The sequence below is a fragment of the Amycolatopsis sp. NPDC003861 genome (assembly GCF_053605405.1).
Genome location: NZ_JBSGJD010000056.1, coordinates 1 through 19,800, shown reverse-complemented (window position 1 = coordinate 19,800; position 19,800 = coordinate 1). Strand labels below are relative to the sequence as shown.

Annotated in this window: 22 protein-coding genes; 15 read left to right on the top strand and 7 right to left on the bottom strand. The window is 71.1% G+C overall.

Going from position 1 to position 19,800, the window contains the following annotated elements:
- Positions 1-54 precede the first annotated feature (54 nt).
- Both ACWEVN_RS16685 and ACWEVN_RS16680 read left to right on the top strand, forming a co-directional pair.
- Positions 55-1,491: an alpha/beta fold hydrolase gene (locus ACWEVN_RS16685; RefSeq protein WP_452051830.1), complete on the top strand. Its 1,437-nt coding sequence runs from the start codon at positions 55-57 to the stop codon at positions 1,489-1,491.
- 290 nt (positions 1,492-1,781) lie between these two features.
- Complete coding sequence (locus tag ACWEVN_RS16680; protein WP_452051829.1) at positions 1,782-2,912, top strand: type I restriction endonuclease; 1,131 nt, start codon at positions 1,782-1,784, stop codon at positions 2,910-2,912.
- Here ACWEVN_RS16680 and ACWEVN_RS16675 read toward each other — a convergent pair.
- From ACWEVN_RS16675 to ACWEVN_RS16660, 4 genes are all read right to left on the bottom strand, one after another.
- Entirely contained in the window at positions 2,891-4,120 is a 1,230-nt protein-coding gene (locus tag ACWEVN_RS16675; protein WP_452051828.1) for a serine hydrolase domain-containing protein, read from the bottom strand. The two genes, ACWEVN_RS16680 and ACWEVN_RS16675, sit on opposite strands and share 22 nt — an antisense overlap.
- A 9-nt stretch (positions 4,121-4,129) precedes the next feature.
- Positions 4,130-4,942 carry a siderophore-interacting protein gene (locus ACWEVN_RS16670; protein WP_452051827.1) on the bottom strand — a complete coding sequence of 271 codons (813 nt, stop codon included), beginning with the start codon at positions 4,940-4,942 and terminating at the stop codon, positions 4,130-4,132.
- A 63-nt stretch (positions 4,943-5,005) separates the two neighbouring features.
- A complete protein-coding gene (locus ACWEVN_RS16665; RefSeq protein WP_452051826.1) occupies positions 5,006-5,341 on the bottom strand; it encodes a hypothetical protein in 336 nt (111 codons plus the stop codon).
- A complete protein-coding gene (locus tag ACWEVN_RS16660; RefSeq protein ID WP_452051825.1) occupies positions 5,338-5,748 on the bottom strand; it encodes an SgcJ/EcaC family oxidoreductase in 411 nt (136 codons plus the stop codon). Before ACWEVN_RS16660 ends, ACWEVN_RS16665 begins: the two co-directional genes overlap by 4 nt.
- A gap of 90 nt (positions 5,749-5,838) precedes the next feature.
- Between ACWEVN_RS16660 and ACWEVN_RS16655 the strand changes: the two genes are divergently transcribed.
- The gene (locus ACWEVN_RS16655; protein ID WP_452051824.1) at positions 5,839-6,540 is read left to right on the top strand and encodes a TetR/AcrR family transcriptional regulator; all 702 of its coding nucleotides are present in this window, start codon (positions 5,839-5,841) and stop codon (positions 6,538-6,540) included.
- On the opposite strand, the gene ACWEVN_RS16650 is transcribed toward ACWEVN_RS16655, so the two are convergent.
- The 3 genes from ACWEVN_RS16650 to ACWEVN_RS16640 are packed head-to-tail and all read right to left on the bottom strand — an operon-like array spanning position 6,537 to position 9,212.
- Entirely contained in the window at positions 6,537-7,457 is a 921-nt protein-coding gene (locus ACWEVN_RS16650) for an NADP-dependent oxidoreductase (protein ID WP_452051823.1), read from the bottom strand. The two genes, ACWEVN_RS16655 and ACWEVN_RS16650, sit on opposite strands and share 4 nt — an antisense overlap.
- A 59-nt stretch (positions 7,458-7,516) precedes the next feature.
- Positions 7,517-8,749 carry a radical SAM family heme chaperone HemW gene (hemW, locus tag ACWEVN_RS16645; protein WP_449686561.1) on the bottom strand — a complete coding sequence of 411 codons (1,233 nt, stop codon included), beginning with the start codon at positions 8,747-8,749 and terminating at the stop codon, positions 7,517-7,519.
- A 46-nt stretch (positions 8,750-8,795) separates the two neighbouring features.
- Positions 8,796-9,212 (bottom strand): VOC family protein, encoded by a 417-nt coding sequence (locus tag ACWEVN_RS16640; RefSeq protein WP_452051822.1) that lies wholly within the window; start codon positions 9,210-9,212, stop codon positions 8,796-8,798.
- Between the two features lie 116 nt (positions 9,213-9,328).
- Here ACWEVN_RS16640 and ACWEVN_RS16635 point away from each other — a divergent pair, with 116 nt between their 5' ends.
- The 12 genes from ACWEVN_RS16635 to ACWEVN_RS16580 all read left to right on the top strand — a co-directional run bounded on the left by ACWEVN_RS16635 (position 9,329) and on the right by ACWEVN_RS16580 (position 19,738).
- On the top strand, positions 9,329-9,769 hold the full coding sequence (locus ACWEVN_RS16635; protein WP_449686559.1) for a hypothetical protein: 441 nt from the start codon (positions 9,329-9,331) through the stop codon (positions 9,767-9,769).
- 110 nt (positions 9,770-9,879) lie between these two features.
- On the top strand, positions 9,880-11,886 hold the full coding sequence (locus tag ACWEVN_RS16630; protein WP_452051821.1) for a tetratricopeptide repeat protein: 2,007 nt from the start codon (positions 9,880-9,882) through the stop codon (positions 11,884-11,886).
- A 74-nt stretch (positions 11,887-11,960) separates the two neighbouring features.
- A complete protein-coding gene (locus ACWEVN_RS16625; protein ID WP_396136942.1) occupies positions 11,961-12,047 on the top strand; it encodes a putative leader peptide in 87 nt (28 codons plus the stop codon).
- Between the two features lie 95 nt (positions 12,048-12,142).
- Positions 12,143-13,837: a nitrite/sulfite reductase gene (locus ACWEVN_RS16620; protein ID WP_449686556.1), complete on the top strand. Its 1,695-nt coding sequence runs from the start codon at positions 12,143-12,145 to the stop codon at positions 13,835-13,837.
- Positions 13,834-13,983, top strand: a complete 150-nt coding sequence (locus ACWEVN_RS16615) for an eL43 family ribosomal protein (protein ID WP_086860657.1) — start codon at positions 13,834-13,836, stop codon at positions 13,981-13,983. The genes ACWEVN_RS16620 and ACWEVN_RS16615 overlap by 4 nt, the downstream gene beginning before the upstream one ends.
- Positions 13,980-14,675, top strand: a complete 696-nt coding sequence (locus tag ACWEVN_RS16610; protein ID WP_449686555.1) for a phosphoadenylyl-sulfate reductase — start codon at positions 13,980-13,982, stop codon at positions 14,673-14,675. The genes ACWEVN_RS16615 and ACWEVN_RS16610 overlap by 4 nt, the downstream gene beginning before the upstream one ends.
- Before the next feature lie 11 nt (positions 14,676-14,686).
- Positions 14,687-15,607 (top strand): sulfate adenylyltransferase subunit CysD, encoded by a 921-nt coding sequence (gene cysD, locus ACWEVN_RS16605; protein ID WP_452051820.1) that lies wholly within the window; start codon positions 14,687-14,689, stop codon positions 15,605-15,607.
- Positions 15,607-16,869 (top strand): sulfate adenylyltransferase subunit 1, encoded by a 1,263-nt coding sequence (locus ACWEVN_RS16600; protein ID WP_452051819.1) that lies wholly within the window; start codon positions 15,607-15,609, stop codon positions 16,867-16,869. The genes cysD and ACWEVN_RS16600 overlap by 1 nt, the downstream gene beginning before the upstream one ends.
- On the top strand, positions 16,866-17,603 hold the full coding sequence (locus tag ACWEVN_RS16595; RefSeq protein WP_452051818.1) for a sirohydrochlorin chelatase: 738 nt from the start codon (positions 16,866-16,868) through the stop codon (positions 17,601-17,603). Before ACWEVN_RS16600 ends, ACWEVN_RS16595 begins: the two co-directional genes overlap by 4 nt.
- Before the next feature lie 154 nt (positions 17,604-17,757).
- Positions 17,758-18,387, top strand: coding sequence for a cyclase (locus tag ACWEVN_RS16590; RefSeq protein ID WP_452051817.1), 630 nt, complete (start codon positions 17,758-17,760; stop codon positions 18,385-18,387).
- A 42-nt stretch (positions 18,388-18,429) separates the two neighbouring features.
- Positions 18,430-18,933 carry a DUF3291 domain-containing protein gene (locus ACWEVN_RS16585; protein ID WP_449686551.1) on the top strand — a complete coding sequence of 168 codons (504 nt, stop codon included), beginning with the start codon at positions 18,430-18,432 and terminating at the stop codon, positions 18,931-18,933.
- A 37-nt stretch (positions 18,934-18,970) separates the two neighbouring features.
- The gene (locus ACWEVN_RS16580; RefSeq protein ID WP_449686550.1) at positions 18,971-19,738 is read left to right on the top strand and encodes an enoyl-CoA hydratase family protein; all 768 of its coding nucleotides are present in this window, start codon (positions 18,971-18,973) and stop codon (positions 19,736-19,738) included.
- Positions 19,739-19,800 lie beyond the last annotated feature (62 nt).

Sequence of the window (19,800 nt, the reverse complement as noted above, 5' to 3'; positions counted from 1 at the left end):
ATCCGGGGGCGCGCACCAGCGCGTCCCCGGTCCCGGTGCCGGGACGATCGGGTGATGAACCTTCGTGTTGCGCTGGCCCTGGGGGCCGTCGCGAGCGCAGTCGCCGGAATTGCGCCCGCGGCCGCGGCGAGCCCCGCACCGATCGTCTGGGAAGCTTCCTGCCCGGCCGGCTACGAATGCGGCCACCTCGACGTCCCACTGTCCTATCAGGACCCATCGGCGGGCACGGTCCGCCTCGCGGTGGGTCGCCTGCCCGCCACCGACCAGGCCCACAAACTGGGCACGATCTTCTACAACCCGGGCGGCCCCGGCTCGTCCGGCCGGTTCGCGCCGGCGCTGACACCGGCGTTGCACGCCCGCTTCGACATCGTCGGGTTCGACCCGCGCGGCGTCGGCGCGAGTGCGAAGATCAGCTGCTTCACCGATCCCTCCCAACTGGAAGTCCTGCAACGAGCCCTCGGCACGTTCCCGCTGACCCGCGCGGCCGAACAGCAGCAGATCGCCGACACCCGCGTGGTCACCGACCTCTGCGAGCGGAACGCCGGTCCGCTGGCGAACCACCTCTCGACCGGAACGATCGCCCGCGACCTGGACCGGCTGCGCGCGGCGTTCGGCGAGCCGAAGCTGCGGTACTACGGCAAGTCGTACGGCACGTACCTCGGCGAGACGTACGCGAACCTGTTCCCCGGCCGGGTCGGCACACTGGCCCTCGACGCGGTCGACGACCCGGTGCGCTGGTCGACCGGCGCCGCCCCGATGAGTTACCGCCTGCACGGCTTCGCGGACGCCCCGCGAGCGCTCGAATCCTTCCTGGCCGCCTGCGGCGCCCGTTGCCCGTTCGACTACCCGGCAATTCTCGACCGGCTCGAGCGCGGCCCGATCACGGTGACCGACACGACCGGGCGCCAAGTGGTCGTCACCTACCAGGGCGCGATCGCCCGTATCCACGACTACCTGACCGACGCCCAGTCCGCTCCCCGCCTGGCGGCCTTCCTCCAGGCTCTGGCGGATCCGGCATCTCCCGCCCCGGCAGCACAGGGCGGCCCACCGGACATCGACTCCCTCCTGGGCGGCGGCGCCACGCTCTGTTCGGACGCGGCGAATCCTCGTGACCCGGCCGTGTGGTGGAACTACGCCCGGCGCGCGGACGAAGTAGGGCGGGGCTTCGGGCCGTTCGACGTCTACAAGACGCTGCCGTGCGCGACTTGGGACGTGAGAGATCCGGGCCGCTACGCGGGACCGTGGAACCGCCCGACGGCCCCGATCCTCCTGCTGGCCAACCGCCAGGGCGACCTGGAGACGCCGTACGCGGGAGCGCAGCGAACCGAGCGCCTGCTGGGGAACGCACGCCTGGTGAGCCTCGACACGTACGGCCACGGCGCCCGCGGAAAGAGCGCGTGCATCGACGGCTGGCTGGACCGCTACTTCGGCACGGGCGCAGTCCCGGCGCCGGGCACCGTCTGCGCACCGGACCGAGGCCCGTTCGGCTGAGGCTTCCTGCCGGACGGCCTCCAGGGCTTCGCGCAGCTCGGCGAGCCCGACCGAGCTGAGCGCCAGCCGGAGCGAGTGGGGCACGGCGGGCGTCGTCGCGGACGGCTCCGCGGTGGCGACGACGACCCGCCCCCGCGGAGCGCCGCGGCGATCCGGTCCGTGCATTCCCGAGGACCACGGGCGAGGGCGGTCAAGATTTTCCGCCCGATCTCGACCGCCGTGGACCAATCTCCTGATTTTCTTTTCCGCGGCCAGTAACAGACGCAACGAACCGACCGCAGGCACTCGCCTTGAAGATCCGCAAGCACAAGGACGGCATCGAAACCGAAGAGGCGACCAAGAACGCCTTTGTGATGCCGTTCATCAGCACCGTCCTGGGTTACGACGTGTTCAACCCGGCCGAAGTCATCCCCGAATTCACCGCCGATGTCGGGACCAAGCGGGGCGAGAAGATCGACTACGCGATCGTGCACAACGGTCAGGTGCAGGTCCTCGTCGAGGCCAAGAAGATCAATGATCCGCTCCGGATCGAGCACGCTTCACAGCTGTTCCGCTACTTCGCCGTGACGAATGCCCGCATCGCCGTCCTGACGAACGGGCAGGTGTACGAGTTCTACACCGACCTCGACGCCCCGAACCGGATGGACGCGAAGCCGTTCCTGGTGCTCGATTTCGCCGACATCGACGACACCCTGCTGCCCGAATTGGCCAAGCTCACCAAGGAGTCCTTCGACCTGGACTCCGTCATCAGCGCCGCGGGCGAACTGAAGTACATCGGGCAGTTGAAGCGCATTCTCGCGGCTCAGTTCAAGGAGCCCGAGGACGAGTGGGTGAAGTTCCTGACCACGCGGGTGTACGAAGGCGCGTTCACGCAGCGGGTCCGTGACCAGTTCGGGCCGTTGGTGGCCAAAGCGGCTCGCCAGTTCCTGAACGAGCAGGTCAACGACCGCCTGAAGAACGCCCTCGGCGGGCCCGACTCCTATGTGAGCGTGTCGAGCGGCAGCGTCATCGAGCCGGAGCAGCCGGAGCCGGCGCCGGCCGCCGAGGCCGGGGCAGCCGGGGCGGCCGATGACACCGAGCGGGTCGTCACGACCGAGGAAGAACTCGAGGGCTACCGGATCGTCCGCGCCATCGTCTGCGGTGAGGTCGCCGCCGCGCGGGTGGCGGCTCGGGACACCAAGACCTACTTCGGCGTGCTGCTGGACGACAACAACCGCAAACCGATCGCGCGGCTCTGGTTCAACCGGTCGAAGAAGTACCTCGGGGTGTTCGACGAGAACAAGGTCGAGACCCGCCTGCCGATCAGTGCGGTCGAGGACATCTACCAGCACGCCGACCACTTGAGGAGCACGGTGGCGAGGTACCTCGCCACCGTGCGCACGCCGGAACCGGCGCCGGCTCAGTCCACCAGCGCCTGGTAGACCAGCTGCCGCAGCTGGGGGCGGAGGCGGTAAGTGCTCGAGGGGAGCAGTTGCGTGTAGAAACCCACCGTCAGGTCCTCGTCCGGGTCCACCCAGAAGGCCGTCGATGCCGCTCCTCCCCAAGCGAACTCGCCGGGGGAGGACAACGTTCGGGCCTTCACGGGGTCCTCCAGGACCGAGAAGCCGAGGCCGAAGCCGTGGCCGTCGAAAGGCATCTCCGCGAACAGGGGGCGGCCGAAAGCCTCCAGGTCCACCCGGCCCGGCAGGTGGTTGCTCACCATCAACGCCACCGTTCGCGGGGACAGCAGCCGGACGTCGTCGAGGGTGCCGCCTCGGAGGAGCATCTCCGTGAAACGCCAGTAGTCCCGGGCCGAGGACACCAACCCTCCGCCGCCGGAGAGGCAGTCCGGGCGGGATGCTCCCATGCGGCCGAATGCGTCGTTGCGGACTGCTCGGCCCGATGCCGGGTCTCGGACGTACATCGCCGCCAGGCGGGAGGGGGACGATGCCACGAAACCCGTGTCCGTCATGCCCAGCGGGGCGAAGATGCGGGACTCGAAGAACTCGTCCAGCGGCTGGCCTGACACCACTTCGACGAGCCGGCCGAGGACGTCGGTGGCGATCGAGTAGTTCCACTCCGTGCCCGGCTGGAACAGCAGCGGCAGCTTGGCCCACTGCTCCGAACACGCCGCCAGGTCGAGCCCCGGCGGGGTGCCCCACTCGAAGCCCGCCGCGCGGTAGATCGCGTCCACCGGGTGGCCGTGGTGGAAGCCGTACGTGAGGCCCGCCGTGTGCGTCAGCAGGTGCCACACGCGGATCGGCGAAGTGGCCGGCTCGGTCAGCGGCGCCAGCGCCGATCCCTTGACGTACACCCGCGGCGCAGCGAACTCGGGCAACCAGCGCGAGATCGGGTCGTCCAGCTCCAGCAGGCCCTCTTCGGCCAGCATCATCGCCGCGACCGAGGTGATCGGCTTGGACATCGAAAAGATGCGCCACAGCGTGTCGGTCTCCACCGGCGAGGACGCCTCGACGTCCCGGGAGCCGCCACGGCCGAGGTGGACGATGCGGCCGTGCCTGCTCACCACCGCGAGCCAGCCCGGCAACCGTCCATCCTCGACATACCGGTCGAAATGCCGGTCGATCCGGGCCAGCCGCGCCGCGTCGAAGCCGGCCTCGGCCGGGTCGACGTCCACTTCGAAATCCGCCATGCGGCGAGGCTACTTCTCCCGCGCCCGCTCGGCCGCCTTCTCCTCGCGCCACGCCTCGTCGTTCTTGCCGTAGCGCCAGTAGCCCGAAATCGACAGCAGCTCGCGCTGCACGCCGCGCTCGTCGAGCAGGTAGCGCCGCAGCTCGCGCACGAAGCCCGCCTCGCCGTGGACGAACGCCTGGACGACGCCCTCGGGCCACGGCAGCTCGCGCACCGCCGCCGCGACGTCGCCGCCCGATGCCCGGTGCAGCCACGTGATCTGCGCGTCCGCCTTCGTGACCAGCGGCTGCTCCTCGGCCTCGTTTTCGACCAGGATCACCGCGTGGGCCGGGACGCCGGCGGGCAGCGCTTCGAGCGACGATGCGATGGCCGGCAACGCGCTTTCGTCCCCCGCCAGCAGGTGCCAGTCCGCCTCGGCGCCGGGCGCGTACGCCCCGCCCGGGCCCAGCACCAGCAGCTCGTCACCCGGCTGGGCCGAGGCCGCCCACGGACCCGCGATGCCCTCGTCACCGTGGTGGACGAAGTCGAGGACGAGCTCGCCGGCCTGCGCGTCGAACGCGCGCACCGTGTACGAACGCTGCCGCGGCCAGTGCTCGCGCGGCATCGTCGCCCGGCACTCCTGGACGTCGAACGGCTCCGGGTACTCGACCCCGGGGACCTTGAACAGCACCTTCACGTAGGCGTCGGTGAATTCGTTCGGCGTGAACTGCGCGATCCCCTCGCCGCCCGCGACGATCCGGATCATGTGCGGGGTCAGCCGCTCGGTCCGCAGCACCCGCAGCCGCGCCGCGGGACGCCCGGACCGCCGGGGTGCTTCAGCCATCGGCCACTCCAACCATCGCTAAGGCTTACCTAAGTCAGCCTACGCGCCGAAATCGGCACGGGGCTACTCAGGTGTGGTCAGTTCCGCGAGCAACCTCCCGAATCCCCTGGTCACCTCCTTCCGGAACCCGAAGAAAAACCGGTTCGCCAACGGCACTCCCCATCGGCCCCACGACGCCGCGTTGACCACCCGGTGCTCGACGCGCGCCCCCGCCGGATCGGCCGTGACGCGGTACTCGCCCCGGTACCACCAGCCGCCCTGCACCGCGACGAACCCGCGCTCTCGGTCGACCTCCATCCGCATCGGGTGGCCACCGCCGCCCAGCATCAGCCGCAGCCGTTCGAACACCTCGGCGGGCGGCCGCGCGACCACCCCCGACGCCTCCGCAAGCGTTTTCACCCGCGTGGATCCGAAACCCGCGTGTTCTGGAACGCCGTGATCAGCCACTCGCCCTCCTCCCGGACGAGCACGAAGGACACGGTCGACTCGCGCCCTTCGTCGGCGACCGCCGCCCCGGACAGCGACGAACCGCCGCCGACGACCGCCACCGCGACATCCGGCCGGACGAACCGCACCTTCGCTTCCCCGCCGAGCGACCCGGTCAGCTTCGACCCTCGCAACGGCCCCGCGAACAGCGCCCGGTGCGAGCTCTCGATCGCTTCCCGGCCCGGGAAGTTCATCCCGAAGAACGTCACGTAGTCCGCATCTTCGGTGAAGAGCCGCCCGTATGCGGCGGCATCACCGGCGTTCCACGCGTCGGCAAGCCGGCCCAGCACCCCGCGAACTTCGGCAACAGCAGTCATCACGACCCCCTTGAAACAGCCCCTGCGAACATCGTTCGCCTCACGAACACCGTTCTACTCTCGAACGCCGTTCGCGTCAAGTACAGTGTTCGGGTGACCGTTCCCCCGCCGCCGTGGCGCAGCGCTCCCCGCCGCCGTGCCGCGAAACCCGTTCTTTCCCAGGCCTCGATCGTCCGAGCGGCCTTGATCGTCCTGGACGACGAGGGGTTCGACGCGGTCACCATGCGGCGGATCGCCCAGGAACTGGAGACCGGGCCCGCCTCGCTCTACGCGCACGTGTCGAACAAGGAAGAACTGGCGGAGCTGATGCTCGACGCCGTGCTCGCCGACGTGCTGGTCCCCGAGCCGGACCCGGCACGCTGGGACGAGCAGGTCAAGGACCTCGTCCGCGACCAGATCCAGGTGATGGCCGCGCACCGCGGCATCGCGCGCATCGCGTGGGACATCGCCGTACCGGTCACGCCCAACTCGCTGAAGCAGGGCGAGGGCATGCTCGCCCTGCTTCGCGCCGGTGGGCTGACGCTCAAGCAGGCAACCTTCGCGGGCGACGCGCTTTCCCTTTACGCCAAGGCGTACGCGTACGAAGCAAGCGGCTGGACGTGGGGCGAGATCGACCAGGCCGAAGCCGGCGAACGCGGCAAGCAGATGGTCGCGTACATGCGGTCACTGCCCGCCGAGTCGTTCCCCAACCTGCTGCAGGCCGGCGAGTTCTTTTCCGCGGAAACGGCGAAGGAACGCCTCGAGTTCGCGCTCGAGGCGTACCTCGCCGGGCTGAAGGTCCTGGCGAAGAACTAGGGCCGCAACACGATCTTGCCGCGGGTGTGCCGCTGCTCCAGCTCGCGGTAGGCGTCCCGGACCTCCTCCAGCGGAAACACCCGGGCGATCGGCAGCTCCAGCAATCCCTTGTCCAGCAGCAGACCCAGCTCGCGCAGGACGTCGGCCGACGCGCCCGCCGCGTTGCCGTCGGTCTTGACGTTGTACTTCTCGGCCGCGGCCCAGTCGATGATCGTGTCGATCCGTCCCGGGTGGATGCCCAGGTGGAGCGCCAGTTCCACGTACCCGGAGCCGAAGGTGTCCACGAACGCGTGCACGCCGGAAGGCGCGGCTTCCCGGATCCGCGACAGCACGCCCTCGCCGTAGGCGACCGGGATGACGCCGAGCCCGCGCAGCCACTCGTGGTTCGCCTCGCCGGCCAGGCCGATCACCGTGGCCCCGGCCAGCTTCGCGAGCTGGACAGCCAGGGAGCCGACCCCGCCCGCGGCGCCCGAGACGACGACGGTGTCACCCTCTCGCGGGCAGACCGCGGCCACCGCGGCGTACGCGGTCGTGCCGGCGACGAACAGCGAACCGGCGACCTCCCACGGCACACCGTCCGGCCGCGGCGTGAGGTTCTCGGCCTCGGCGACGACGAACTCGGCGTGGCTCGACCGCGTGTCGACGAACCCGATCACCTCGTCGCCGACAGCGATGTCCGAGACGCCTTCGCCGAGCGAAGCGACAACCCCCGCGAAGTCGCTGCCCTGTCCCGAAGGGAACGTCGCCGGGAAGCGTTCGTGCAGGAATCCCTGCCGGATGGCGGCCTCGCCCGGATTGATCCCGGCGGCCCGCACCTCGACGAGCACCTGGCCCGGTCCTGGGACCGGCCGGGGGACGTCCTCGACCCGCAGGACCTCCACGTCGCCGTATTCGTCGAACCTGATCGCGCGCGCCATGGGGCCTCCTCTAAGTCGTTGCTGAATACAAGCAACGACCCGGCTCCCGGTTTTAATCCCTACCCGGCGAGGCGGCGGACCACGCCGTCGGCCAGCAGCCGGCCGCGGTCGGTGAGCACCGCGCGGCCCCGGGAGTCCAAAGCGGACGGATCGAGCAGCCCCTCGGCCGCGGCCGCCCGCGCCTCGGCCAGCCCCGGCTCGTCGAGCACGTCGAGCGGCAGCCCCTCGGCGACGCGCAGCTCGAGCATGATCCGCTCGAGGTGCTGGTCGTCGTCGGTGAGCACCTCGCGCCCGCCCGCGGGCGAGTCGCCGGCGGCGAGCAGCGCGGCATACCGGGCCGGGTGCTTGACGTTCCACCAGCGCACTCCGCCGACGTGGCTGTGCGCGCCCGGACCGGCGCCCCACCAGTCGTCACCCCGCCAGTAGCCGAGGTTGTGCCGGCAGCGGGCCGCGTCGGACGCCGCCCAGTTCGACACCTCGTACCAGCGCAGCCCGGCCGAGGACAGCATGGCGTCGATCATCTCGTAGTCCGCGGCGAGGACGTCGTCGTCCGGCGCCGGCAGCTCGCCCCGGCGGACGCGGCGGGCCAGCGCCGTGCCCTCCTCGACGATCAGCGCATACGCCGAGACGTGGTCGACGCCGGCGGCCAGCACGGCGTCGAGCGTCGCCCGCAGGTCGTCGGCGCGCTCCCCCGGCGTGCCGTAGATCACGTCGAGGTTCACGTGGTCGAACCCGGCCGCGCGCGCTTCGGCGGCCGCCGCGCCCGGGCGGCCCGGGGTGTGCACGCGGTCGAGGATCTTCAGCACGTGCGGCGCGGCCGACTGCATGCCCAGCGACACCCGCGTGTAGCCCGCTTCGCGGATGCCGGCGAAGAACTCCGGCGACGTCGACTCCGGGTTCGATTCCGTCGTCACCTCGGCCCCCGGCGCCAGCCCGAAGACGTCGCGGACGGCGTCGAGCACCGACCGCAGCCCGTCGGCGCCCAGCAGCGACGGCGTGCCGCCGCCGACGAACACGGTGTCGGCGGCGGGTGGCACGACGAGCACGCGCGCGGCGAGTTCGAGTTCGCGCCGCAGCCCTTCGAGCCAGGACTGCGGCGACGAACCGGTGTCGAGCTCGCCCGCGGTGTAGGTGTTGAAGTCGCAGTACCCGCAGCGCGTGGCGCAGAACGGGACGTGCACGTACACCCCGAACGCTCTGCTGCCCAGCCCCTTCAGCGCGCTTTCCGGCAACGCCGGATCGATCGGTGTGGCGGGGTCGGGACGCAGCTGGGGCACGCTCGAATTGTCCACCCCGTCACGCCCGGTCGCCTCAAGGGGCCGATCGGGTTAACACCTGTTACGACGCCGGGAGGTTGGCCGCCGCCCAGTCCGGATCGACCGGGATCAGCTCGATGACGTCGAGCAGCACGCCGTTCGGATCCGCGACGTAGAAGTGCCGCTGCCCGTAGACCTCGTCGATGACCGGGGTGACCAGCTCGACCCCCGCCTCCTCCAGCCGGTTCGCCTCGGCGCGGGCGTCTTCGACGACGAGGCCGAACATCAGCCCGGCCGTCTCCCGCGCGCGGTGAGCCGGCGGCACCGACTCGTGCCCCCGCTGCACGAAGCTGATCTCGTACCCCGGCGCGCCGGCGTTGACGCTGGCGAACCAGTCGAGCTCGACGGTGACCGGCAGGCCGACGACGTCCGCGTAGAAGCGGGTGGTCGCGGCGACGTCGTCGACCAGGTAGCCCGCCCCGAAACCCTTGACCTGCATCAGCGGATCCCCTCCTTCAAATCACTGTGTCTGTAGTACTCTAACCATAGTGGTATACGGGATGCAAGCGAGATTCCCGGCCGTAACGCTCCGCAATCGCGTGCGACTTCTCCGGTATGACGGGTCTCGAAGTCGCGGTCGGCTGGCTCATCGCGTGGGCCGTGCGCAAGGCGGGCCGGGTGGGCAAGCGGGTCGACGCCGAAGTCGATCGGGCCGTCGACGCGGGGCTCGACCGGCTGCACGACCTGGTCGCGGCCAAGCTGGGCGACGATCCGGCGCTGGCGAAGCTGCGGGACGAAGCCGCGAAGACCGGCGAAGTGGGCACCCGGACGCAGGCGCGGGTCCGGCTGGCCCTCGAGGACGCGGTGGAGCAGGACCCGGACTTCACCGCCGCGATCGAGCAAGCGGTGGCCGGCCTGGAATCGACCGCCGGCTCGCACGCCGTGGTCGTCCACGGTGACGTCCGCGCCGACCACGGCGGCATCTCGATCGGCGGCGTGACCGGCGGGCAGGTGACGCTCGGGGACCCTCGGGGGCCGGACCGGTCGCAGGGCTGACCGCGTCCGGCTCGCTGCACGCCGCCCACTCCGGCACCGCCATCGGCACGGCGGGCCAGGTCTTCGTCGCCGCATCCGGCCGGACCGCCGGCTTCGCCCCGGACACCCCGGTGTCGCCGCAGATCAACCAGCTCGCCCCGATCGTGGGCCGCGACGACGAACTCCGGCGGCTGCACGCGGCCGCCGCCGGCCGGCCCGGCCGCCCGGTGGTGCGGGTGCTGGCCGGGCTCGGCGGCGTCGGCAAGACGAGCCTGGCCCGCGCGTACGCCGGCCGGCACCGGGCGGACTACGGCGTCGTGTGGTGGGTGCACGCCGAGGACCCGGCGGCAGTCGACCGGGAGTTCCGCGCCCTGCTGGAACTGCTGAACCCGGACGGGGCCCGGCACATCCAGGACGCGGTGACCGCGGCCCACGCCGCGCTCGCCCGGCAGCCCAAGCCGTGGCTGCTGGTCCTCGACAACGTCACCGAACCGGCCGCCGCCACCCCGCTGATCCCGGCCGCGGGCACCGGCCTGGTGCTGGTGACCAGCCGGGCGACGCACTGGCCCGACCCGCTGCTGGTGCGCGTGACCAAGCTCGGCCTCGACGCCGCCGCCGACCTGCTCCTCTCGTTGAAACCGGACGACGACCGCGCCCGCGCGGTCGCCCTCGCGCGGGAAGTGGACCGGCTGCCGCTGGCGCTGGTCCAGGCCGGGTCGTTCGCCCGCGCCAACGCCCTCGACCTGGGGACCTACCTGCGGCTGTACCGGAAGAACCGCGCCGAGCTCCACCGCGAAGGACGGCTCGGCGACGACTACCCGCACACCGTGGCCACCACCTGGCAGCTGGCCATCGAGCGCCTCCCCGCGACCGCCCGCGCGGTGCTGAACCTGCTGTGCTGCTACGCCCCCGACGCGATTCCCGCCGGCCTGCTGCTGGCTCCCCCCGACCCGGCCTACATCGCGCTGCCGGCGTCGCTGGAACCCCGGCTGCGGCCGCTGCTCGAAAACGAGCTGGCCCGGCACCGGGCGGTGGGCGAGCTGCTGTCCTACAGCCTGTGCACCACGACCGACGGGCAGCAGGCGGTCGACGTGCACCGGCTGCTCCAGGCGGTCAACCGCGAACAGCTGGTGGCCGAGGGAACGGCCGACGACTGGGCGCGGGCGGCCCACGAGCTCCTGCTGGAGATCACCCCGGGCGTGCTGGACGACGCCGAGGCACTGAACCGGTGGAACGTCGTGCACACGCACCTGCGGGCGCTGCTGGAGCACCTCGATCCCGGCTCGCCCGAAACCCTGGCCACCCGCCTCGACCTCGCCGACCGCACCGGGCAGGCCGGCAACGCGGGCGACGCGCAGGCGCAGTTCGCGGCCCTGGTCCCGCTCTGCGAAACCGTGCTGGGCCCGCGGCACCCCGTCACCCTCACCACCCGCAACAACCTGGCGTACTGGACGGCGGTGTCCGGCGACACCGCCACCGCGCTCGCCGGGTGCGCCGCACTGCTGCCGGTCTGCGAAGAGGTGCTCGGTCCCGAACACCCGCTCACCCTGACCGCGCTCGGCAACCTCGCCAATTGGAGCGGGAAATCGGGCGATCCGGCGGGCGCCCGCGAGAAGTATGCGGCCCTGCACGAAACCTACGTCCGGCTGTTCGGCCACCGAGATCCCGGCACGCTCGCCGTCCGTGGCAGTCTCGCCCAGTGGATCGGCCGGACCGGCTCGCCGACCGCCGCGCGTGACGAGTTCCTCGCGCTGCTCCCGATCACCGAACGGGTGCTCGGCCCGCACCACCTCGACACGTTCACCGTCCGCGGCAGCCTCGCCCACTGGACCGGCGAAGCCGGGGATCCGGCGCGAGCCCGCGACGAGTTCGTCAGCCTGCTGCCCGCCTGCCGGAACCTGCTCGGCGCGCTGCACCCCTTCACCCTCACCACCCGGCACAACCTGGCCCACTGGACCGGCGAAGCCGGCGATCCGGGCGAGGCGCGCGACCAGCTCACCGAACTGCTGCCGACGTTCGACCGGGTGCTCGGTCCCCAGCACCCCGAGGCCGCGGTCGCCCGCGCGAACCTCGCCCACTGGACGACCATGGTGCCCCCGCGGCCGCGGACCGGCGTTCGCGGTCAAAAGGCCAGGTAGACGGCTTGAGTGAGCCCGGTCCCAACATCCGGACGGGGCTCGACCACATTGTGGGCACGTGAGACGCTGGCGACGTGACTCGCGCCGGAATCCGCCTGGTGGCCCGCCGCCACGTCGACCTCCGGCGTGTGGCGAGCGCACTCTGTGTCGTGTCCCGCTGACTCCCCGCCACCACCACGACGGACCGGGCACCGGTCGCGCACGGCAACGCTGCCGCGCGGCCCACGCCCTCCCAACCGCCTCGGAGGACACCCTCATGACCACGCCCACGCGCCAGACCCCAGCCCGCCCCGCGCGTGCCAAGCAGAAGCGCGGTGAAGGGCAGTGGGCGCTCGGTTACCGGGAGCCGCTGAACCCGAACGAGCGGTCCAAGAAGGACGACCACCCGCTCAACGTGCGGGCGCGCATCGAAAACATCTACGCCCACCGCGGATTCGACGCCATCGACCCGGGTGACCTGCGCGGGCGGTTCCGCTGGTTCGGCCTCTACACCCAGCGCAAGCCGGGGATCGACGGAGGCCGCACGGCGACGCTGGAGCCCGAGGAGCTCGACGACCGCTACTTCATGCTGCGGGTCCGCATCGACGGCGGCGCGCTGACCACCGAGCAGCTCACCGTGCTCGGCGAGATCTCGCAGGCGTACGCGCGCGACACCGCCGACATCACCGACCGGCAGAACATCCAGTACCACTGGATCCGGATCGAGGACGTCCCGGCGATCTGGGCCAAGCTCGAGAACGCCGGCATGACCACGATGGAAGCCTGCGGCGACAGCCCGCGCGTCATCCTCGGCTCGCCGGTCGCGGGCATCGCCGCGGCCGAGGTGATCGACGGCACCCCGGCGATCGAGGAGATCAAGCGCCGCTACATCGGCAAGCCGGAATTCGCCAACCTGCCGCGCAAGTTCAAGACCGCGATCTCCGGCCAGCCCGACGTCGCCCACGAGATCCACGACGTCGCCTTCGTCGGCGTGGACCACCCCGAACACGGGCCCGGCTTCGACGTCTGGGTCGGCGGCGGCCTGTCCACCAACCCGATGCTCGGGCAGCGCCTCGGCGCCTGGATCCCCCTGGCCGAGGTCCCGGACGTCTGGGAAGGCGTCATCTCGATCTTCCGCGACTACGGCTACCGGCGGCTGCGCTCGCGGGCCCGGATCAAGTTCCTGGTCAAGGACTGGGGCGCGGAGAAGTTCCGGCAGGTGCTGCAGGACGAGTACCTCAAGCGCGAGCTGATCGACGGCCCGCCACCGGTGGACCCGGCCGTCCCGATCGACCACGTCGGCGTGCACCCCCAGGTCGACGGCAAGTTCTACGTCGGCGCCGCACCGATCGCCGGCCGGTCCAGCGGCGGCACGCTGGTCGCCGTCGCCAAGGCCGCCGAGCGGGCCGGCTCCGGCCGGGTGCGGCTCACCCCGCAGCAGAAGCTCGTCGTGCTCGACGTCCCCGAGGCCCAGGTCGCCACCCTGTCCGCCGAACTGGCCGAACTGGGGCTGGAGACGAAGCCGTCGCCGTGGCGGCGCGGCGTGATGGCCTGCACCGGGCTGGAGTTCTGCAAGCTCGCCATCGTCGAGACGAAGGCCCGCGCGCAGCAGCTCGTCGCGGACCTCGAGAAGTCCCTCGCCGACATCCAGGACGGCCTCGACACGCCGGTGACCGTGCACCTCAACGGCTGCCCCAACTCCTGCGCGCGGATCCAGACCGCGGACATCGGCCTCAAGGGCCAGATCGTCACCGACGCCGACGGCAACCAGGTCGAGGGCTTCCAGGTGCACCTCGGCGGCGGGCTCGGCCTCGACGCCGGGTTCGGCCGGAAGCTGCGCGGCCACAAGGTGACTTCGGGCGAGCTGACCGGGTACGTCGAACGGGTCGTGCGCAATTACGTCGCCGGGCGCGAAGACGGCGAGCGGTTCGCGCAGTGGGCTGCCCGCGCCGACGAAAGCGCGCTCCAGTGACCGAACGCGCGGCGCCGTACTACTGCCCCTATTGCGGCGACGAGGACCTCCGGCCGGAAGAGAACGGCGGCTGGCTGTGTTCTGCTTGTCGCCGGGTTTTCTCGGTCAAGTTCCTCGGACTGTCCCTTCCGGAGGTATCCCGATGACCGCCACCGCCGACTACAAGACCCTCGCCGAACGCGCTTCGCGGGAACTCGCCGACGCGACCGCGGAAGAAGCGCTGCGCTGGACCGTCGACACGTTCGGCGACGACTTCATCGTCGCGTCCAACATGCAGGACGCCGTGCTGATCGACCTCGCCACCAAGGTGAAGTCCGATGTGGACGTTCTGTTCCTGGAGACCGGTTACCACTTCCCGGAGACGATCGGCACGCGCGACGCCGTCCAGACGGTCTACCCGGACGTGAAGATCGTGAACGCGCAGGCCGCGCAGAGCGTCGCCGAGCAGGACGCGGAGTACGGCCCGAAGCTGCACGACCGCGACGCCACGCTGTGCTGCAACCTGCGCAAGGTCGTGCCGCTGCGCAAGACCCTCGCGAACTACTCGGCGTGGGTGACCGGCGTCCGGCGCGTGGACGCCCCGACCCGCGCGAACACCCCGATCGTCACCTGGGACGACCGCAACGGCCTGGTCAAGATCAACCCGATCGCGGCGTGGACCGACGACGAGTTCAACGGCTACATCCGCGAGCACGGGATTCTCGAGAACCCGCTGGTGTCGATCGGGTTCCTGTCGATCGGCTGCGCGCCCTGCACGGCTCGCGTGGAGCCGGGGCAGGACCCGCGCAGCGGCCGGTGGGCGGGGCAGAGCAAGACCGAGTGCGGACTGCACGGCTGAGGAAGGGACGCATGACGACCTTGGAGCCCGCGACCGATGCGGCACAAGACAACCTGGCGGCCTTGGAGTCCGAGGCCATCCACATCTTCCGGGAGGTGGCCGGCGAGTTCGACCGCCCGGTGATCCTGTTCTCCGGCGGCAAGGATTCCACGCTGCTGCTGCACCTGGCGATCAAGGCGTTCTGGCCGGCGCCGGTGCCGTTCCCGCTGCTGCACGTGGACACCGGGCACAACTTCGACGAGGTCATCGAGTTCCGTGACCGCGTCGTCGCGCGCCACGGCCTGCGCCTGGTCGTCGCGAAGGTGCAGGACTGGATCGACGACGGGCGCCTGGAAGAGCGCGCGGACGGGATGCGCAACCCGCTGCAGACCACGCCGCTGCTCGACACGATCGCCGAAAACAAGTTCGACGCCGTCTTCGGCGGCGGCCGCCGCGACGAGGAACGAGCCCGGGCCAAGGAGCGGATCTTCAGCCTCCGCAACGCCTTCGGCCAGTGGGAACCGCGCCGGCAGCGGCCCGAGCTGTGGAACCTCTACAACGGGCGGCACCGCCCGGGCGAGCAGGTCCGCGTCTTCCCGCTGTCCAATTGGACCGAGGCCGACGTCTGGAACTACATCGCCCGCGAGAAGGTCGAGCTGCCGTCGATCTACTACGCGCACCAGCGCGAGGTCTACCTGCGCGACGGGATGCTGCTGGCCGAGGGCCCGTGGGGCGGCCCGCGGCCCGGCGAAGAGGTCCGGGAGCTGACCGTCCGCTACCGGACCGTCGGCGACGGCTCGTGCACCGGCGCGATCGAATCCACCGCGGCCACCGTCGAAGAGGTGATCGCCGAGGTGTCGGCTTCGCGGCTCACCGAGCGGGGCGCGACCCGCGCCGACGACCGGATGTCCGAGGCGGCCATGGAAGACCGCAAGCGTGAGGGGTACTTCTGATGAGTTCGCTGCTGCGCCTGGCCACCGCCGGGAGCGTCGACGACGGCAAGTCCACCCTGGTCGGCCGGCTGCTGTACGACACGAAGTCGGTGCTCGCCGACCAGCTCGACGCCGTCACCCGCGCGTCCGTCGACAAGGGACTGTCCACACCGGATCTTTCGCTGCTCGTCGACGGCCTGCGCTCGGAGCGCGAGCAGGGCATCACCATCGACGTCGCGTACCGCTACTTCGCCACGCCGAAGCGGTCGTTCGTGCTGGCCGACACGCCGGGGCACGTGCAGTACACGCGCAACACGGTGACCGGCGCGTCCACCGCGCAGCTGGCCGTGCTGCTGGTCGACGCGCGCAAGGGCGTCATCGAGCAGACCCGGCGGCACGCGGCCGTGCTGGCCCTGCTGGGCGTGCCGCAGCTGGTGCTGGCGGTGAACAAGATCGACCTGGTCGGCTACGACGAGGCGACGTTCACGGTGATCGCCGAGGAGTTCGCCGAGAACGCCCTTTCACTGGGCTACGAGCGCGGGTCCGTGCTCGCCATCCCGGTGTCGGCGCTGGAAGGCGACAACGTGGCGACGCGCTCGGAGCGGACGCCGTGGTACACCGGGCCGAGCCTGCTGGAGCACCTGGAGGACGTGCCGGTCGCACCCGACCCGCACGACTCCGCGCTGCGGTTCCCGGTGCAGTACGTGATCCGGCCGCGCACCCCGGAGTACCTCGACTACCGCGGTTACGCGGGCCAGATCGCGGCGGGCACGGTCCGGCCGGGCGACGAGATCGTCGTGCTGCCGCAGGGCATCCGCAGCCGCGTCGAACGGATCGACACCGCGGACGGACCGCTGGCCGAGGCCGGCGCCGGGACGTCGGTGACGCTGCTGCTCACCGACGACATCGACATCTCCCGCGGCGACCTGATCGCCGCCGCGGACGCGCCGCCGCGGATCACCGACGAGATCACCGGCACGCTGTGCTGGCTGTCGTCCAAGCCGCTGAAGCCGGGCGCGCGCGTGCTGGTCAAGCACGGCACCCGCACGGTGCAGGCGCTGGTCGACGAGCTGCACGCGCGGTTCGACGAGCAGACCCTGTCCAGTGTGGACTCGCCGGCGTCGCTGGAGCTCAACGACATCGGCCGCGTCACGCTGCGGCTGGCCGAGGAGCTGGGCGTCGACGACTACGGCGTCAGCCCGCGCACCGGCGCGTTCCTGGTGATCGACCCGAAGGACGGCGACACCCTCGCGGCCGGCCTGGTGGGTGAGCGCTTCTCGTGACGCCTCCCCTGGTCGCCGTCGCGCACGGCAGCCGTGACCCCCGCTCGGCGGCGACCGTGCGGGCGCTCGTCGACGTCGTGCGCGCCCAAGCCCCGGGCGTGCCGGTGCACGAGTCCTTTTTGGACCTTTCGGCACCGCTCGTCACGGAGGTGCTGCGGGGGTTGTACGACTCCGGCCACCGGACGGCGGTCGTGGTGCCGTTGCTGCTGGGCAGCGCGTTCCACGCCCGGGTCGACCTGCCGGCGTTGATCGACTCGGTCGTCACGGACTGCCCGGGCTTCCGGGTGCAGGTTTCGGACGTGCTGGGCGCCGACCCGGCGCTGGAGGCGGTCGCCTTGGACCGGCTGGCGGCGGCGCCTCACCGTGGGGGCACGGGAGTGCTGGTCAGCGCGGTCGGTTCGTCGAACGCTTCCGCGAACGCGGTGGTGGCTTCGCTGGCCGCGCGGTGGGAAGAGCGGTTGGGTGTCCCGGTGAGCGAGGCGTTCGCGTCCGCCACCCAGCCGGACATCCCCACCGCGGCGGCCGCGTTGCGGACGCGGGGCGTGCGGCACCTGGTCGTCGCGTCGTGGTTCCTGGCGCCGGGCCTGCTGCCGGACCGGATCGCCCGGCTGGCCCGTGAAGCCGACCCGGGCGCGTTCGTCGCCGAGCCGCTGGCGGACGACCCGCGCGTCGCGGACGTCGTGGTCAGCCGGTACGCCTCCGCAGTCAGCGGGTTGCTCCGCCAGTACGCCTGACACCGCCAAAAGGCGAGCCTTTTTCACATTTTTGTTACCCAGCGCGTATGGGAACGGTGAATCCTTGACGTCCTACTTAACTTGCCGGTAACAATCGGGTCGGCTGCGCAGCTTTCCTCCCTCCCCTCGTGAAACCGCAGGTAGGTGGACACAGATGAAAGCGCTTCACTTTTCCCGGATCGCCGCGCTGACCGCGGCCGCGGTGCTCCCCCTCGCTCTCGCCGCTCCGGCGTCGGCGGCCACCAGCGTCACCTTCGACTGCCAGGCCAACGCGCCGATCGTCGGGCCGCAGAAGGTGGCGCTGAACCAGGACGCCGACGTCAGCGCGCCCGCCACGGTCGCTCCCGGCGGGGCGTTCGACGTCGTCATCGATCCCGCTCCGAACACCGTGCCGGGCACGGTGAGCGGGAACAAGGTCAAGAACATCAACACCTTCGCACTCAAGATCCCGATCCCGGCGAACTCGTCGTACGTCGGCGCGGATCTGGCGGGCGGTTCCGGCCTGGGCGCCACCCCGCCGAAGATCTCGGTCGCGAACGGCGTCGCCACGCTGAGCTTCCCCGGCCCGATCGCCGGCGGCGCGACGTTCGAACTGCCCACCGTCACTGCGCACCTGAAGGCGGGCCAGTCGGGCACGATCCAGACCAAGCTGGCCGGCACCGGCTACACCGACCCGGGCCTGACGTTCAAGGCGGTGGCGAGCACGATCATCGGCGACCTCACCGCGCCGACGGCCTGCTTCCCCAACCCCAGCCCGGTCTTCACCACGACGACCATCGGCTGAGCACCGGATCACCCTACGGGCGAAAGTCCGTAGGGTGATCGCATGGGGAACTTCGAACTCGCTCAGGTCAACATCAGCCGGATGAAGGCGCCGCTCGACGACGAGTCCTTCCGCGACTTCGTCGACGCTCTGGAGCCGGTCAACGCCGTCGCCGACCGGGCGCCGGGCTTCGTGTGGCGGCTGCAGACCGAGGACGGCGACGCGACCTCGGTCCGCGCCTTCGAATGGGACGTGCGCGGCACGTCCGGGATCCTGGTCAACATGTCCGTGTGGACGTCGGTGGAGGCGCTGGCGGACTTCGTGTTCTCCGGCGAGCACCTGGCGATCCTCAAGCGCCGCCGCGAGTGGTTCCACCACGTCCGGGACGTGATGACCGCGCTGTGGTGGGTGCCCGCCGGGTACCGGCCGACCACCGCCGACGCCGAAGCGAAGATCAAGCACCTGCGCGTCCACGGTCCGACGCCCGAGGCGTTCACGCTGAAGCAGCACTTCTCCCCGGCCGCCGCCGCCCGGCAGGGTGAGGCCGATTGGCTGTGCCCCGCGTAACACCGGGCGGGCGAGGCGGATGTGCAAGGGTGTCGGCATGGCTGACGAACTGGTGCACTACGACGTGGTGGGCGGCACCGCCACGATCACCCTGGACTCCCCGCACAACCGCAACGCGCTCTCCGCCCAGTTGCGCCGCGAACTGTCGGACTCGCTGGCCAAGGCGGCCGCCGACGACGCCGTCCGCGTGATCGTGCTGACCCACACCGGGCCGGTGTTCTGCGCGGGGATGGACCTCAAGGAGGCCCGCGGCGCCGGCGCGGGCGACCAGGGCGTGAACGAGTTCCCGAAGATCCTCGAACAGCTGTGGACCAGCCCGAAGCCGGTGGTCGCCCGGCTGGCCGGCCCCGCCCGCGCGGGCGGCATCGGCATGGTGGCTGCGTGCGACATCGCGGTGGCGGTCCCGGAAGCGACGTTCGCCTTCTCCGAAGTCCGCATCGGCGTCGTCCCGGCCATCATCTCCCTGACCGTCCTCCCGCGCCTCGACCCGCGCGCGGCGCACGAGCTGTTCCTGACGGGCGACACCTTCGACGCCCGCCGCGCGGTCGAGATCGGCCTGCTGAACTCGGCGACCGACGACCTCGACGCCGAAGTGGCCCGGTTCGTGAAGTCGCTGGCGGCGGGCGGCCCGAAGGCGCTGGCCGAGACGAAGGCACTGCTGAGCCGTCCCCGCCCGGCGACCCCCTCGGACGGCTTCGAGGAGATGCTCGGCCTGTCGGCGAAGTTCTTCGCCAGCGAGGAAGGCCAGGAGGGCATCCTGGCCTTCGCTCAGAAGCGCAAGCCGAACTGGGTCCCCCAGGCCTGAAGCGCCCCAATGTGGCGTTGGTTGCGTCCAGCGCACCCAATGTGGCGTTCGGTGCGTCCAAC